Origin of the sequence: Nostoc sp. WHI (assembly GCF_015714725.1) — a bacterium.
Lineage (GTDB): Bacteria > Cyanobacteriota > Cyanobacteriia > Cyanobacteriales > Nostocaceae > Nostoc.
The window spans coordinates 37,273-56,552 of sequence record NZ_WBKM01000193.1; the positions used below are offsets into that span (position 1 = coordinate 37,273).

4 protein-coding genes are annotated in these 19,280 nt (G+C 39.6%); all 4 read left to right on the forward strand.

The annotated features are described in order from the left end of the window. Positions 1 to 647 precede the first annotated feature (647 nt). Positions 648 to 7,775 (forward strand): non-ribosomal peptide synthetase, encoded by a 7,128-nt coding sequence (locus F8S12_RS19540; protein ID WP_230968118.1) that lies wholly within the window; start codon positions 648 to 650, stop codon positions 7,773 to 7,775. Between the two features lie 17 nt (positions 7,776 to 7,792). After that, the gene (locus F8S12_RS19545; protein ID WP_196517753.1) at positions 7,793 to 14,185 is read left to right on the forward strand and encodes a non-ribosomal peptide synthetase; all 6,393 of its coding nucleotides are present in this window, start codon (positions 7,793 to 7,795) and stop codon (positions 14,183 to 14,185) included. Next, positions 14,182 to 18,114 (forward strand): non-ribosomal peptide synthetase, encoded by a 3,933-nt coding sequence (locus F8S12_RS19550; protein WP_196517754.1) that lies wholly within the window; start codon positions 14,182 to 14,184, stop codon positions 18,112 to 18,114. Before F8S12_RS19545 ends, F8S12_RS19550 begins: the two co-directional genes overlap by 4 nt. A gap of 213 nt (positions 18,115 to 18,327) precedes the next feature. Beyond that, on the forward strand, positions 18,328 to 18,978 hold the full coding sequence (locus F8S12_RS19555) for a CatB-related O-acetyltransferase (protein WP_196517755.1): 651 nt from the start codon (positions 18,328 to 18,330) through the stop codon (positions 18,976 to 18,978). Positions 18,979 to 19,280 lie beyond the last annotated feature (302 nt).

Consider the following 19,280-nt stretch of genomic DNA (forward strand, 5'->3'; position numbering starts at 1 on the left):
GTCTTAACTGTCTTTGTTGATTAACAATACTTAGATATACTTTTGTGTAGATTGCAATTATCATAGTTAAAATTGCTGTTCAAAAATTGGTATGCATTGGTTTAAGAGCAAGAAGCCTGACGGCATGGCGATCGCTTACCACGTTAAAGTAGCTAGGGGTATCGCCTGAAATGTACGCCTGGCAAGACTTATACAAAATTGTTTAGTTTCCTGTGGGTGTAAATTAGCGATCGCACCCCCGCACAAAAAAAAGTTACAACGAAGTTAAATGGATAAAATTCTATTTATACAAGCGTTCTGGGGGTTACTTTCATCCGATAATGAAAAATAGATGAAATTTTTTCTTAATGATTTATTGTTTCCAAAACGCTTATAGTGTAAATTTAATCTGTATGGCTCTAGTAATTGCCACTGTTCAAACAGGACAGATCATCAACTATTTGACCAAATAATTAGGATACTCTATCTAATAAAACAGACAGTTAAATCAATGTGTGGCGATTTTAGCGATCGCTATAGTCTGTATAGTTTTTTGGTGTTGGCAATAAATGCCTTGGACTAAACCTGCTGAAAATCGAACGTTTCAGCAGTAGTAAAATTGAACAAAATCACACCAGTTTATTTATATTAATAGCTTTATAGAACTCATGGAAGCACATATTATTTCAATAGATTACCAAATTCGGCAACTGCGAGAAATCCAGCCAGTAACACCTTTATTTAATAACACAAGTCAGAATAAAAGAGAAGATAAAGATAAAATTGTTGATGCTATATCTAACAGTTTGCGTGACAAAGTATATAATTTAACAGCTAACTCTCCTGTTAATAAACTGGCTTTATATCTATCAGCTATCAAAGTTTTAATATTTAAATATACTGCTCAAGAAGAGTTTGTTGTGGCAACGGGAGCTTTAAACCTAGACAAAGCTGATAGCCTGATATTCTCCCGATGCAACAGAGGAAAAAGCATCACATTTAAAGATTTACTCAAAACAACCCGCAGTAATCTCCAAGAGGGATACCGCTACCAAAGCTATGATGTAGACGCTTTTATCGAAACGTTTCTTGCAAGAGGCGTTAATCCAGCAGCAATTTTTGATATTGCTTTGATACAAGATGGATTTTGCAGCCGCAGTTCTTTGTTAAACAAGTTTCAATTAGTTTTTGAAATTGACGCTAAAGATACTTCTGTTGCGATAACTTTTCTAAAAGATGCTTTTCATGCAGATTTTGTCCAGAGAATGCTGGGGCATTTTCGACAAATCCTGGAAACTGTGACGGCTAATCCTGATTGTGAATTATCAGAAATTGACATCCTAACACCAAAAGAACGTTACCAATTACTTCCAAAATGGAATGCTCCAGAAATTCAATATCCTCAAGACAAATGCATCCAGCAGCTATTTGAAGAGCAAGTAGAGCGTAGCCCCGATGCAGTAGCAGTGGTGTTTGAAAATCAACAATTAACTTATAAACAATTAAATGAACGAGCTAATCAGTTAGCTAATTATTTGCAAGCAAAAGGCGTAAAACCAGAGATATTAGTAGGTATTTGCGTCGAGCGATCGCTAGAGATGATAGTAGGATTATTAGGAATTCTCAAGGCGGGGGGCGCTTATGTACCTTTAGATGCGAGCTATCCGCAAGAACGTTTGGCATTTGTGATCCAAGATGCTGCGGTGCCAATTCTATTGACGCAAAGGCAACTTGTGGACAAAGTGCCAAAAAACCAAGCACTGATAATTTGCTTGGACACAGACTGGCCAGAAATTGCTAGCGAAAGTCATAAAAATCCTAATTGCTTGTTAAAACCGGACAACCTTGCTTATGTAATCTACACTTCTGGTTCTACTGGTAAACCAAAAGGCGTATTAATTACACACGCTAATGTAATTCGATTGTTTGCTGCGACAAAAGAGTGGTATCAATTTAACGAGCAAGACGTATTTACTTTATTCCATTCTTATGCTTTTGATTTCTCCGTGTGGGAAATTTGGGGCGCTTTATTTTACGGTGGCCGTTTGGTAGTAGTTCCCTATAATGTCAGTCGCTCACCAGATGCTTTTTATGATCTATTGTGTTCTGAAGGTGTGACTGTTCTGAATCAAACACCGAGAGCTTTTGGGCAATTAATTCAAGCAGAAGAGTTTAAAGGAGTTAATCAGGATCTTAAGCTGCGTTTGATTATTTTTGGTGGCGAGGCGCTGGAATTTCACAAATTGAAACCTTGGTTTGATCAACATGGAGATACTGCGCCCCAATTAGTTAATATGTACGGGATTACGGAAACGACGGTTCACGTCACCTATCGCCCCTTGACAATAGCAGATTTGAAGAGTTCTGCTAGTGCCATCGGTTGTGTTATTCCTGACTTGCAAGTTTATGTGCTAGATCAGGATCTCCACCCCGTACCTATTGGGGTGGTGGGTGAAATGTACGTTGGTGGCGCAGGTGTGGCCCGGGGTTATCTTAACCGTCCCGAATTAACTAAAGAAAGATTTATTCCTAACCCATTTAGCAACGATGCTAAGTCGCGTTTGTACAAAACAGGCGATTTAGCTCGTTATTTATCTTCAGGAGATTTGGAATATCTAGGGCGCATCGATCATCAGGTAAAAATTCGGGGTTTTCGGATTGAAACTGGCGAAATTGAGGCAGCGATCTCAGCTCACCCATCTGTCAAACAAACAGTAGTCATTGTGCGCGAAGATCAGCCGGGAGAAAAACGCTTATGCGCTTATCTTGTTGTCTCAGAAAAAATTTCAAATACGGAATTGCACTTGTTTTTGAAGCAGACTTTGCCTGAATACATGGTGCCTTCGGCTTTTGTAATTTTGCCGACTTTACCATTAACTTCCAACGGCAAAATAGACCGTCAAGCTCTGCCAATACCGACTCAGGCAAGACCAGAATTAGCAGCTAGTTTTATGGCTCCTCGGACTGAAGAAGAAGAAGTATTATTTAATATTTGGTCTGAGGTTCTCAAGATTGAATTGATTGGTATTGATGACAACTTTTTTGAGTTAGGGGGAGATTCTATCTTAGGAATTCAAGTTCTCTCAAAAGCCAAACAACTTGGGTTAAATTTTTCCCTCCAGCAACTTTTCCAATATCAGACAATCCATCAACTAGCTCAAGTTGTTCGTCGTGAAAACCATTGTTTATCTACACCAAGAATAGAGCCTTTTAGTCTAATTTCTCAGGAAGAAAGGCTTTATTTCTCTGAAGATATAGAAGACGCATATCCACTGACAAAGCTCCAAGCTGGAATGGTTTTTCACAGCGAATATAGCCTTGATACAGGAGTTTATCATGACATCTTCAGTTATCACCTGCGATCGCCCCTTGACCTTAATATCTTACAGTCAGCGATCGCAGATTTAATCAGCCGTCATCCGATATTACGCACGAGCTTTGCCATAGCTGAATTTCAGCAGCCATTACAACTAATTCATCACACAGTCAAGATTGCTTTGCCTTTAGATGATCTAACTCACCTAACAACGGTTGAACAAGAAGCAGTTATAGAAACTTGGATTGAACAGGAGAAAAAACGGTATTTTGATTGGAGTATTCCTCCTCTAGTCCGCTTTCATATTCATCGTCGCAGTTCTGAGACATTTAATTTTACTTTGAGCTTTCACCACGCTATTTTAGATGGGTGGAGCATAGCCTCTTTAATCTCAGAATTATTCCAACATTACTTATTTCTTCTCGGTCTGAAAGTACCTCCCATAAAACTAGCACCTTCCTTAACTTTTCGAGATTTTGTTGCTCTAGAACAAGAAACCATCGAATCACCAGAGGCTCAAAAGTACTGGAAACAAAAACTAGAAGAAATAACTATTACTAAACTTCCTCGTTGGTCTGAGTCCTATCTTTCCAGTAAGACGGGGCAAATAGTTCAGCAGGAAGTTACCATATCTCCTGAAGTTTCATCAGGTTTAAAACATCTGGCAAAAAAAGCCGGAGTTCCGATCAAAAGTGTTCTGTTAGCTGCTCATCTAAGAGTATTGAGCTTGCTAACTAACCAAACAGACATTCTCACAGGATTGGTATCTAATGGCAGACCAGAAGCAGAAGATGGAGAACGAATATTAGGATTATTTCTAAATACCCTACCCTTTCGTTTGCAGTTATCTGGAGGCACTTGGATTGATTTAGTTCAACAGACTTTTAAAAATGAGCGGGAATCTCTGCCCTTCCGACGCTATCCTCTAGCAGAATTGCAGAGTAATTTGAATACTAGACAATCATTATTCGAGATTTTATTCAACTTTGTTAATTTCCATGTTTACCAAAACCTCTCAGAAATTAAAGAAATAAAAGCATTGGGGGGCAAGTTTTTTGAGCAAACCAACTTCACCTTTACAGTTAACTTTAGTCTCAATGTCATTTCTTCCGAAGTAGAGCTTACCCTGAAATACGACCCCAGCCAGTTATGTGAAGAACAGATAAAAATGATTGGCGGATATTATCGTGAAGCTCTCACAGCAATGGCTAACCAACCATCAGAACGATATGAAAAGCATTGTTTACTCTCAGAAGTAGAACAACATCACTTGTTAGTAGAATGGAATTACAAAAAAATTACCTATCCTCAAGATAAATATATTCATCAATTATTTGAAGAACAAGTAGAGCGTACCCCTGATGCCGTAGCATTGATATTTGAAAATCAACAGTTAAGTTATAGACAATTAAATGAACGAGCCAATCAATTAGCTCACTACTTGCAAAAAAAAGGAGTAAAACCGGAAGTATTAGTTAGCATTTGCTTAGAGCGTTCTCTTGAAATGGTAGTAGGGCTGTTAGGCATTCTCAAAGCGGGTGGAGCATATGTACCGTTAGACCCCAAATATCCTAGAGAACGCCTGAGTTATATACTTCAAGATGCACAGGTATCTGTGTTGCTAACCCAGCAGTCCCTCGTTGAATCTTTACCAGAGCATTCAGCGCAAGTCGTGCGTTTGGATGCAGACTGGCAAAAGATTGCCCAACAAAGTCCAGAGAATAGCACAAATGAGGTGAGAGGGGAGAATTTAGCTTACGTCATTTATACCTCTGGCTCAACAGGCAAACCCAAAGGCGTAGCCATTGAACATCACAGTAGTGTAGCTCTGCTGTGTTGGGCAAAAGAAGTTTTTAGTAGTGAGCAACTGGCTGGTGTTTTAGCTTCAACTTCTATCTGTTTTGATCTGTCAGTCTTCGAGTTATTTATGCCCTTGGCTTGGGGGGGTAAGGTAATTATTGCCGAGAACGCGTTAGATTTATCTAGTTTAAAAGCTGCTGAAGAGGTGACATTAATTAATACTGTACCGAGTGCGATCGCACAACTTCTAGAAATCAATGGTATACCTAATTCCGTGCGGACAATTAACCTCGCGGGTGAACCTTTATCAAATCAACTGGCACAGCAGCTTTACCAGCAAGAAAATATTTCCCAAGTATATAATCTCTACGGGCCATCGGAAGATACAACCTACTCTACATTTAGTTTGGTGGAGAAGGGGACAATTAAGCAACCGAGTATTGGTCGCCCAATTACTAATACCCAAATCTACATTCTCAACCAATATCTCCAACCTGTCCCCATCGGTACTATCGGGGAGTTATACATTGGTGGAGAAGGTTTAGCTCGTGGCTACCTCAACCAACCCGAATTAACAGCCCAAAAATTCATTTCTCATCCATTTGGTAATGGCAAATTGTATAAAACAGGTGATTTAGCTCGCTATTTACCTGATGGCGATATTGAATTTATCGGTCGGATCGATAACCAAGTTAAAATTCGTGGCTTCCGCATTGAATTAGGAGAAATCGAAGCAGTTCTAGCTACCTATTCCCAAGTCAAACAAGTAGTGGTTATCGCTAGAGAAGATATTCCTGGTAATAAACGGCTGGTAGCTTATTTAGTTATACAAAATCAATCTACAAATATTAGTGATTTGCGCCGTTTCTTATCTCAGAAATTGCCAGATTACATGATTCCTTCAACCTTTATGTTGTTAGAAGTTCTGCCATTAACTCCCAACGGTAAGGTAGACCGGAAAATGTTGCCTGTACCAGAAATAGAACTGACACGAGAACAAGAGTTTGTCCTGCCACAAACGCCTATTGAGCAGATTTTAGCGACTATTTGGCAAGATGTCTTGGGACTTAAACAAGTGAGTAGCCACGATAAATTCTTTGAAATCGGTGGTGACTCCATCCTCAGTATTCAAGTAGTCGCCCGCGCTCGTAAAGCAGGAATCAAAATTACTCCAAGGCAAATATTTCAATATCCCACCCTTACTGAACTAGCTGCTGTAGCTGATATTGCCACATCGGTATTAGCTCAACAGGATTTAGTTACAGGAGTTGTGCCGCTCACTCCAATTCAACATTGGTTCTTTGAGCAAAATCGGTCTGAGCTGCACCATTTCAACCAGTCAACATTGCTCCAAGTTCCCTCTCACCTGAAACCGGAGTTATTGTCCCAAGCTATTAGCAAATTATTAGAACATCATGATGCTTTGCGTTTGCGGTTTGTCTTTGAGGAAGGGAAATGGCAGCAAACAAGCGATCGCATTTCTGATATAGTACCTTTTCAAGTCCTCGACTTATCCCAAACTCCTCAGTCTCTACACGCACAAACCTTAGAGCAAATAGCAACTACCCAACAGGCTAGGCTGCATTTGTCAACAGGGCCGTTAATTAGAGTGGTGCTGTTTCAATTAGGCGATAACCATGATAGTCGATTACTCATCATCATCCATCACCTAGCTGTCGATGGAGTTTCGTGGCGAATTTTACTAGAAGATTTGTTCACAGCTTATCGGCAGCTAGAACAACAAGAAACTATCCAATTGCCACCTAAGACCTTGGCTTTTAAAGATTGGGCTATTCTTTTACAAGAATATGGAAAAACTGAGGTGGTGCGATCGCAATTAAATTATTGGTTAAAGCAGCCTTGGTTTAAAGTAAATTCTTTGCCAGTAGATTATCCAACAGGAAAACAAAATAATTCAGTAGCTAGTACTGCTGATATATCTGTTAATCTCAGTGAAAACCAAACTCGCGCCCTATTACAAAAAGTTCCCTCTGCCTACAATACTCAAATCAACGATGTGCTGCTGACAGCCTTGGTGCAAACTTTGGCACAATGGACAGGAAATTCTACAGTATTACTTGACCTAGAAGGACATGGACGGGAAGATTTGTTTGCAGATGCGGATGTATCTAGAACAGTCGGCTGGTTCACCAGCATATTCCCCGTACTATTGCAACTACAAAATCAAAATTATCCAGGAGAAGCTCTCAAGTCAATTAAAGAACAGTTGCGAACCATTCCCCAACGAGGCATTGGCTATGGAATTTTACGTTATCTGAGTCAGGATCAAGAAATTCGTTCTCAAATAGCAGCACTGCCTTTGAGGGAAATCAGTTTTAACTATTTGGGTCAATTCGATCAAGGACAAGTACTCGGAGTTGATTGGAAATTGGCTCCTGAGTCTAAAGGATCTAATTATAGTCTCGAAGGCGATCGCAGTCATCTATTAGATATTACTGCCAGAGTGGTAGAAGGGCAGTTGCAAGTTAACTGGAACTACAGTCGTCATGTCCATCAGAGTTCCACAGTGGAATCACTAGCTCAGAAGTATCTCGAAGCTTTGCTAAAACTGATTGACCATTGTTTGTCTCCTGAAGTTGGGGGATACACTCCCTCTGATTTTCCGGTGGCAAACTTAAATCAACAGGAACTAGACGAAATTCTGGCAGAAATTGACTAAGGAGTTATAGAGGCGCAATGGTAGCTGAAAAATCTCAACAAAGCAAAAACGTAGAGTCAATTTATCCTCTCTCCCCCATGCAGCATGGGATGCTTTTTCATAGTATTTATGCTCCAGACTCAGGGGTTTATTGCACCCAGACGCTGATTACCATATCAGCCCCAATCAACATTGTTGCTTTTAAACGGGCTTGGGAAAAAGTGGTAGAGCGGTACTCAGTATTGCGGACTCTTTTCCTTTGGGAGAAGCGTCAACAGCCTCTACAAGTAGTGCGAAAGCAGGTGGATTTGCCTTGGAACTATGAAGATTGGCGTAACCTCTCCCCTACAGAGCAACAAGAGTGTCTAGATTCATTGTTGCAAACAGAACGCCAAAAAGGGTTTCAACTCAACCAAGCCCCCTTGATGCGCTGTCATTTAATTCAGCTATCTGATCAAACCTATAAATTTCTCTGGAATCTGCACCACATCATATTAGATGGTTGGAGCTTACCCATTATTTACCAAGAAGTCTTGACCTTCTATACAGCTTACAATCAAGGTCAAAGCTGTTATCTTCCTACTCCTCCTCCCTACCAAGACTATATTGTTTGGTTAAAGCAGCAAGATTTGTCTGTGGCTGAAATTTTTTGGCGGCAAACCCTTGAGGGCTTTACTGCTCCTACCCCACTGATGGTAGACCGACCTCAGCTGCTTGGCTCTGGGGTAGAACCAACTTATCAACAACAGGAACTCCATTTATCCCGTGCCACCACTCAAGGATTGCAATCCTTGGGGTTGCAGTATGGTCTGACTTTATCAACTTTGATCCAAGCTGCTTGGGCGATCGCACTCAGTCGCTATAGTGGAGAGTCAGAAGTTTTATTTGGTGTGACGGTTTCCGGTCGTCCTGCCAGTTTGTCGGCGGTAGAAAACATGGTGGGGTTATTTATTAACACTTTACCACTGCGAGTATCTATCCCCAAGTCAGAATCAATTTTACCTTGGCTACAGCAGTTGCAGCAAAAGCAGGCGGAACTCCAGGAGTACTCTTATAGCACTTTGGCGGAAGTACAAAGGATGGGTGATATCCCGCCAGGAATTCCCTTATTTGAAAGTTTAGTGGTGTTTGAAAACTATCCTATGGATAGCTTATCAGAAGAGCCGGGTCAATTATTGCCAGTCAGCAAGGTGGAGAACTTTGAAGAGACAAACTATCCTTTAACTGTGGCAGCAATACCCAAAAAAGAGTTTCTCATAAAACTTAATTACGACACTAACCGTTTTGCTACTGACACAATTGTGCGGATGGCTGGTCATTTACAAACCTTGTTAGAAGCCATTGTAGCTAATCCCCAGCAAGAGGTGGGTCAATTGTCGCTGTTGACAGAAGTAGAAGAGCATCAGTTGTTAGTCGAGTGGAACGATACTCAGGTTAACTATCCTCAAGATAAATGTATTCATCAGCTATTTGAAGAACAAGTAAAACTTAATCCCGAAGCAGTTGCAGTCATATTTGAAGGTCAAAAATTGACCTACCAACAGTTAAATGAACGAGCTAATCAGTTAGCTCACTATTTACAAGAAAAAGGTGTAGACCGAGAAGTATTAGTCGGAATATTTGTAGAACGTTCGATTGAGATGATAGTAGGACTATTAGGAATTTTGAAGGCGGGAGGAGCTTATGTGCCTTTAGACCCTAGTTATCCAGCAGACCGTTTAGTTTATATGCTCTCGGATGCGACGGTGTCAATATTGCTCACCCAGCAATCCTTAGTAAATTCTTTACCAGAAAATCAAGCCGAGGTAGTGTGTTTAGATAGTGATTGGCAGGAAATTGCCAACTATAGCCAGCAGAATCCCATCAGCCAGGTGACATCGGAAAATTTAGTTTATGTCATTTATACCTCTGGCTCAACAGGCAAGCCAAAGGGAGTGATGAATCTTCATCGGGGTATTTGCAATAATTTATTGCGGACGATCGCTGCTTACCCACTTATAGCAGGCGATCGCATCCTGCAAATAGCTCCTTTTAGTTTTGATGCTTCAGTTTTGGAAATCTTCTGGTCTTTAACATCTGGAACAACTCTAGTAGTAGCTAAACCTGAAGGTCATAAAGATATTGCTTACTTAAGCAATTTAATTGGTCAGCAACAAGTTACCCAAATATTTTTTGTTCCCTCCATGTTGCGAGCTTTTCTGCAACAACCAAACTTAGAAAATTGTCGTTCTTTAAAGCGAGTTTTTTGTGGTGCAGAAGCACTATCCTATGAGCTTAGTCAACAATTCTTTGAGCAATTGAACTGTGAATTACATAATTTTTACGGGCCGACGGAAGCATCTATTGATGCCACTTGCTGGCAGTGTACACCAAAGTCTAATCATAAAATAATTCCCATTGGTCGCCCCATTGCCAATACCCAAATTTATATCCTTGATTCTCACCTACAACCAGTTCCCATTGGTATTGCTGGAGAACTGCATATTGGGGGTGTTCCTTTAGCTAGAGGTTATCTCAATCAACCAGAATTAACTGCTCAAAAATTCATTGACAATCCCTTTCGTAATGGCAAATTATATAAAACTGGGGATTTAGCTCGTTATCTATCGGATGGAAATATTGAATATCTTGGTCGGATTGATAACCAAGTCAAGCTGCGAGGGTTACGTATTGAGTTAGGCGAAATTGAATCGGTTTTAGACAATCATTATCAAGTAGAACAAGCAGTTGTGATTCTGCGAGAGGATACTACTGAAAACCAACGATTGGTAGCTTATGTGGTGAGAAAAGACCAGTCATTAACTCCTGGCAATCTACGCCGTTTCTTACAGCAGAAATTGCCAGCTTACATGATACCTTCAGCTTTTGTGATGTTGTCAGAACTGCCATTAAATTCTAATGGCAAGATAGACTATAAAAAATTACCAACATTTGATGAGTCATCCATAGTAGAATCACCCTATTTAGCCCCACGCAATCAAACAGAAAGCATACTAGTAAACATTTGGCAACAAATTTTAAAGATATCGAACATAGGAGTCAATGATAACTTCTTTGATTTGGGAGGACACAGCCTGAAAGCAATTTCTCTAGTCAGCCAAATTCAAGAAAAGCTAAGTCTTCCCTTTCAACTCAAACAAGTATTTTTGCACCCCACAATTGCAGAACAGGCAGAGTTATTAATCGCTTGTACGCCTATTGATGTACCCATAATTCCTCATCTAGCTGAACAAGAAACCTATGAAACATCTCATGCACAAAGACGCTTCTTTGTACTGCAACAGATGGATTTAAGCAATACGGCTTATCATATTGTTTCTACAATCAAGCTAGAAGGAGCTTTTGATCCTAGTGCTTTTGAAAAAGCGATGCAGGTTTTAATTACTCGCCATGAATCTCTACGGACATCGTTTGTATTAGTCAATGGTGAACCCAGGCAAAGAATACTTATAGATGCTCATTTTCATGTCGGATTTCAAGATTGGATTAATGAACCTAATGCTGAAAGCCGCATACTAGAAACTATTGAACAACAGAGAGAACCTTTCGATTTAGAAAATAGTCCTCTGTTACGGGCTAATATTTATAAATTGTCAGATAAGCAATATATTTTGTTCATGGAAATCCATCATATTATTTCTGATGGTTGGTCGATGGATTTATTATCTAAAGAATGCTTAAAATATTATGATTACTTTGTCAAAGGATTACAACCAAATCCAGATAAATTGCCCATACAATACAAAGATTATGCAGCGTGGCAAGCCAATATTTTGCGAAGTGAGGATAACAGAAAAAACTTAGATTACTGGCGGCAAAAACTGGATAATGGACAAATACCTCGCATTCACTTACCCACAGACTTTCTACGACCTCCTCTCAAGACTTACAATGGTTCTCATTTAAGCTGGACATTTAAACCAGCAATTGTCTCTGGGTTGCAAATGATTTGCAAACAAACGGAAAGCACCTTATTTATGGCACTGGTAGCAGCAGTAAAAGTATTACTGTATCGCTACAGTGGTCAGCATGACATTTCTATTGGTACAGAAATTGCCACACGCAATCATCCGCAACTGCAATCTTTAATCGGCTTATTTCTCAATACACTGGTCATCCGTGACGAACTAGACCCAAAACAAGGGTATAAAAATTTACTTGCGAAAATTCGTCAAACTGTCACCGAAGCATTTGAGCATTCTGATTACCCATTTGATGTTTTGGTAGAAGAACTAGCAATTTCGAGAGAACTTAACCGCACACCATTGTTTGATATTTTAGTGTTGCTGCAAAATTTTGGTCAAACTGTAATAGGAGAAGAAGTAAAAATAAAATCCCTGGATTCACTAACACCTACCAGCAAATTTGACCTATCTTTTGTGTTTAGCGAGCATAACGACCAACTCAAATTGGATTTAATTTACAATACAGACTTATTCCAAGCAGATAGGATGCAAAAATGTCTAATTCATTTGGATAAATTGCTCACGGAAATGCTAGTCAATCCTATGGAGCCAATCTGCCAAATTTCTCTTTTATCAGCAACAGAAACCTCTTTAATTGAAAGTTTTATCCAACCCATTCCTCGATTAGAAAAACGAACAGTCATTCATGACTTTAGTGACCAAGTAAAAGCCACACCTAACCAAACGTCTATTGTTTATTCTGGAGGACAATTCAGCTATCTTGAATTAGATACATTAACTAACTCTTGGGCTAATATCTTCAAAGATTTAGGAATTCAAAAAGATACTATTTGTGGCATAATCCTCCAAGGAGATTACCGTCAGGTGGTGGCAATGCTGGCTGTATTCAAAGCTGGAGGAGTTTATTTACCTCTGCGTTTGGATGAACCAGAAGAACGCTGGCAACGCATGATGTTCAAAACATCCCCCACCATCGTAGTCATAGCAATAGAAAATTTAGATACTGTCAAACCCAGACTAGCAAGATTACCAAAACCACCTCATATATTGGTAGTGACTGACGACGAAATTCAGCAATACTATCAGTGGGATGGCACAAATTATCAATGCTTATCTGTAGTCGCCAGCAATCAGGAAAAAGTTCTCCTCCCTGAAGCTGATGATTCTAACTATATTATGTTTACATCTGGGTCAACGGGTGAACCCAAAGCCATACTTGGTAGTCATGGTAGCTTGCGTCACTTCATCAATTGGGAAAAACTGGAATTTGGGATTAATCACAACTGTCGATGTCTGCAAATCTCGCAAATTAACTTTGATGCTTATTTGAGGGAAACTCTCGTCACCTTATGTTCGGGAGGAACTCTTTATATTCCTGATAGTACAGACCGCGAAGATTTGGAACGTTTGTTACTGCGCTTGGGAGAATGGCAGATTAACTTACTGCACACTGTACCTTCAGTGATGCGTCTATTTTTAAAGATTGGTCGTAATTTAGCTTATGCTGACCAGTTACTAAAAAATTTACAAGTTTTGGTTTTGGCAGGGGAACCTTTATTCGTCAAAGAACTTTGTGAATGGCATAAAGTTTTTGGTAAACAAACAGAATTTGTGAATATTTATGGAGCTACTGAAACAACTTTTGTCAAACATTTTTACCGGATTCCTGACCCGAATAAAATTACCTATGCCAGAGTTCCTGCGGGGAAAACATTGTCAGATACTGCGTTTGCAGTTATTGATGGCACTCGTGCCTGTGCTGTCGGAGAAGTTGGTGAAATCTTTGTAAAATCACCTTATTTAACTAAAGGTTATTACCAAGATCAAAAATTAACTAATTTGGCTTTTGTGCCTAATCCTTTGAATAATGGTAGTGATTTAGTTTATCGTACAGGAGATTTGGGGCGACTGCTACCGGATATGAATTTGGAAGTGATCGGACGCAGTGATAACCAAATTAAATTGAATGGGGTACGGATTGAATTGGGAGAAATTGAAGATGCAATTGATGCTATTGATGGTGTAGAAAAAACGCTGGTGGTTGCAGAGAAAAAGGAAGAATTGGTGACAGTAATTGCATATTATCAAGGAAATGACACTGCAAATGAGGAACACATTAGAAGAAAGATTAAACAAGTGTTGCCGATTTATATGCAGCCAACTTTTCTGATACGGTTGGAATATTTTCCTTTGTTAGCAAATGGAAAAGTTAATCGGATAGCACTACCAAAACCAGAAGAAAATATTGCACAAACCATTAATAAACTTACTAGCTTCACCGAACAAGAAGCTCTATTAGCTTCAGTTTGGAGTGAACTATTGGAGGTGGAGGTGAGTGACATTCACCAGTCATTCTTTGAACTAGGAGGAAATAGTTTAAAGGCAATGCGCTTAGTGTCGCACATCCGCAACCGCTTTGGCATATCGCTACGATTACGAGAAATTTTTACTCATAATACTTTACAAGAACAAGCTGTTTTGATTCAATCGCGGCAAGCAAAATGATAAATTCACAACGATGGGACGCTATTAAGCCAGTACCACAACAAAAATATTATGAAGTATCCCATGCTCAAAGACGGATGTGGATTCTGCACCATATAGATGAATATTCAAGCGCTTACAATATTAGGCTGGCAATGAGAATAAATGGCAGCTTAAATATTGCAGCGTTTGAAGAAGCTTTTCAACAACTTGTTAGCCGCCACGAAATTTTGCGAACTACTTTTACTAGTGTTGCAGGAAATATTCAGCAAATTGTTTATGAGGAAGTACCTAAAGAGCAATTACTAGTTTTTAGAGATTTAAGAGAACAAAATGATGCTGAAGTAGTAGCTGATACCTTGATTCAAGAGTCAGCAAACTCGCGTTTCGATTTAGAGAAATTGTCACTGATGCGAGTTTTGTTAGTGCAGATTAAGCCAGATGAATTTTTGTTTTGTTTGACTATACACCATATTATTGGTGATGCGCGATCGCTCGATATTCTTTTCCAAGAGTTCTGCACTTTTTACTCTGCCTGTACTCAACAAAAAACCGCTATCTTACCTCAACTGAGATTGCAATATAAAGATTATGCTGTATGGCAAAATAATTTGTTAGAAAGTGAGGAGGTAATAGAACAACATAATTATTGGTGCGATCGCTTTACTGGACAACTACCCATACTCAACTTACCAACCGACTTCCCTAGACCTAAATTTAAATCTTCTCAAGCAGCTTTATATACTTATCGTTTTAGTCAAAGTCTGGGTGAACAATTACGCACTTTGGCTACTAAGAATCATACAACTCTATTTATTACCCTGCTAACTTTATTTAAAATATTACTTTATCGTTATACCGAACAGCGTGATTTAGTTATTGGTGTACCGATTTCTGGACGCAATCATCCAGACTTAGAAAACCAAGTAGGATTTTATGTTAATACCCTAGCTTTAAGAACTTTGCTCCCAGAAAAGGGAACTTTTAAGGAAGCACTAACAGAAGTGACAAACACCTGTCTCGACGCTTATGAATATGCTGATTATCCTTTTGATAAATTAGTATCTACCCTCGATTTAGAACGTGATTTATCACGAAATCCGTTGTTTGATGTAATGTTTTCACTGCTAAGTCAAGAAAGCAAAGCAGTGATGAAAATTCCCGGACTTGATCATCAAGAATACCCGCTTGCACCCCGAACTGCCCAATTTGATTTGAGTTGGAGTTTCTTTGAAGATGCCAATGACTTAAGGTTGATTATAGAATACGAACCAGATATTTTTAGAGAAGAGGCGATCGCTAGAATGAGCGGCCATTTTTTACAAATAATTCAGGAAGTAGTCAAAAATCCTCATTGCCAACTATCACAAATTAATTTATTAACTCCTGAAGAACGCTATCAGTTACTAACAGAATGGAATAATACAGAAGTTTTATATCCTCAAGATAAATGTATTCATCAGCTATTTGAAAAACAAGTAAAACTTACCCCCGATGCACTAGCAGTCATATTTGAAGGTCAAAAATTGACCTACCAACAGTTAAATGAACGAGCTAATCAGTTAGCTCACTATTTACAAAAAAAAGGGGTAGACCGAGAAGTATTAGTGGGAATATTTGTTGAGCGTTCCCTGGAGATGATAGTAGGACTATTAGGAATTTTAAAGGCGGGAGGAGCTTATGTGCCTTTAGACCCTAGTTATCCAGCAGACCGTTTAGTTTATATGCTCTCGGATGCGGGGGTGTCAATATTGCTCACCCAGCAATCCTTAGTAAATTCTTTACCAGAAAATCAAGCTCAAGTGCTGTGTTTAGATAGTGATTGGCAGATAATTGCTCACTATAGCCAAGAGAATCCCATCAGCCAGGTGACATCGGAAAATTTAGCTTATGTCATTTATACCTCTGGTTCAACAGGCAAGCCGAAGGGAGTGATGAATCTTCATCGGGGTATTTGCAATAATTTATTGCGGACGATCGCTGCTTACCCACTTATAGCAGAAGACCGCATCCTGCAAATAACTCCTTTTAGTTTTGATGTTTCAGTTTGGGAAATCTTCTGGCCTTTAATAGCTGGCGCTACTTTAGTCGTGGCTAAACCTGAAGGTCATAAAGATACTGCTTACCTGATTAATTTAATCGCCCAGCAACAAGTTACCCAAATTAATTTTGTTCCCTCAATGTTGCGAGTTTTTCTGCAAGAACCAAACTTAGAAAATTGCCGTTGCTTGCAGCGCGTGTTTTGTGGGGGAGAAGCACTATCTTATGAACTTACTCAGCAATTTTTTGAGCGGTTGAATTGTGAATTGTACAATTTTTATGGGCCAACGGAAACAGCAGTTGATGCCACTTTTTGGCAGTGTACACCACAGTCTAATCATCAAATAATTCCCATTGGTCGTCCCATTGCTAATACCCAGATTTACATCCTAGATTCCCAGCTACAACCAGTTCCCATTGGCATTCCTGGAGAATTGCATATTGGGGGTGTTTCTTTAGCTAGAGGTTATCTCAATCAACCAGAATTAACTGCCCAGAAATTCATTTTCAACCCCTTTGGCAATGGCAAATTGTATAAAACTGGAGATTTAGCTCGTTATCTACCAGATGGGAATATTCAATATCTTGGTCGCATTGATAATCAAGTTAAGTTACGAGGCTTACGTATCGAATTAGGCGAAATCGAATCGGTTTTAGACACTCATCTCCAAGTAGAACAAACAGTTGCGATCGTCCGAGAAGATACTGCTGAGAACCAACGATTGGTAGCTTATGTAGTGAGAAAAGACCAGTCATTAATACCTAGCGATCTGCGTCGTTTCTTACAGGAGAAATTGCCCGCTTATATGATACCTTCAGCTTTCGTGATGTTGTCAGATTTTCCATTAAATCCTAATGGGAAGATAGACCAGAATAAATTGCCGAAACCTGATGAAGTATCCATAGTAGAATCACCGTATTTAGCTCCAACTAATCAAACAGAAAGTATCTTAGTCGAGATTTGGCAACAAGTTCTGCAAATATCGAAAATAGGAGTAGGTGACAACTTCTTTGATTTAGGTGGTCACTCATTACAAGCGATGAATCTCATGGCACTAATTTATCAGGAGCTTGAGATTGAAATTCCCTTATCGATAATTTATGAAAAACCTACTGTAATAGAATTGAGCCAGTATATCATCTACGCTAAAGAGATGAATATTCAACCTAAAGAACGTCCCTATGTAGTTTTCAATAAAGACCAAGAAAAAGCTGTTTTTCTATTTCCACCAGCCCTTGGTTTTGCCGCAGCTTATGCAAATCTAGCTGATTATTTTAGGGATCATGCTATCTATACTTTCAGATATATTGCGGATGAAGCAACTTTAGAAAAATATGCAGAATTGATAGACCACTTAACACCCAATCAAGATATAAAATTGATGGGACACTCAGCAGGTGGTTTTTTGGCAATGTTGATAGCTCAACAGTTAGAAAGGCGCGATCGCAGAGTTTCTGATGTCATTTTGCTAGATACTTATCGAGGAGGTCGTGAAGCTATTCAAGCTGAAATGTCAGAAATTAAAGAGGGTGTTGATACTTTCTTACTAAATCCCAAACGTCAGGAATTGAAACGTTACTTTATGGATAACCAAAAGTTGCGCGATCGCACCTACAATCAAGTGTGGGAATATTTTAATTTTCTCTGGCATTCAGACCTAAAAAACTTGCATATTCATGGGACTATTCATCTTATCCGTGCTGAGGAAAACTATGATTGTGAGGATGATTGGACACAAGCTACAAAAAGTAAACGAATTAATCATTATGCCTATGGCGCTCATCGTGAGATGATCGATCCCCCCTATCTAAATCAAAACGCCACTATTATTAATGCCATTCTCAGTCAAGAGAGTAGAAGTCTTTCCAAAACTGACAAGACTTTGGCTGATATACTTAACACCGATTAGCTAAAGCCAAATTCGCTTCATTATTGAAGAATAATTCAGAAGCCAAAATTTAGGATTCAGAATCAGTTATTGGGATTCTTAAACCCATTTATTCATTTATTAGTCGTACAAAATTCAGAATAAATTCTGACTCCTGGCTCCTAAATTCTGTTTTTATAAACCCTTTACACCTATTTCAATAACCTCGCTGCAACCAGAAGAAGGAACTTCGCTATGGCTTATCATACCTACAAATCTCCGCCCATGTTGTTAGCATCCATAGTCAAAGATAGCCGCGTGAGTGTTGGAGAGTATACTGCCTTTGATGACTCTATTACTCTTGCGTTGTGGTTTCCTGATGAGAGAATTGAGATTGGCAAGTTTTGCTCTCTAGCAAAAAATATTACCATCTTCGGTGGTGGAGAGCATCACATTACTAGGGCTACGACTTATCCGTTTCGCCTGTTCTTCTCCCACTCCCAAACCCAGTTTGCAGAGCGGCGTAACGAGGTACGTGACAAGGGGACTACTTCGATTGGGAATGACGTGTGGATTGGCTACGGTGCAACTATCTTGTCAGGGGTTACGATTGGCAACGGAGCTGTTATCGGATCTCAGGCAGTTGTTGCCAGTGATATCCCTGATTATGCGGTTGCTGTAGGCAATCCAGTCAAGGTCATCCGCTCTCGATTCAGACCTGAAACAGTTGAACGTCTGCTGAAACTGCGCTGGTGGGACTGGGATACCAAGAAAGTTATTGCAAACCTAGAATGGCTCTACCAAAATCCTGACGATTGGCCAGAAGATATCCAGTTTAATGAATCCACAGAAGGTTTACCAGATTTTCCAGCACCTGAACTTCTACAAGAAGATGTTAAAAATTAAAGTTATGATCTAATACGGTTCAGTTGAAGTCACAACTTTCCAAGACAGGACTTACGCACTCAAAACCTGAAACTTCGATCCCCCTAACCGCCCTTAAAAAGGGCTACGGTGTACACACAAGTCGAAAAAAGCTCGATTTTCCATTGTTCTCTCGTTCCCATGCTCTGCATGGGAATGTCTAATTAGGGGCTGCTGCCTCCAGTTAGACATTGAGCCAGAGACTCAATGAATGCATTCCCAGGCGGCAGCCCAGGAACGAGGAAAGCCTTATCAAGTTAGGTTTTTAGGACTTGTGTGTACAC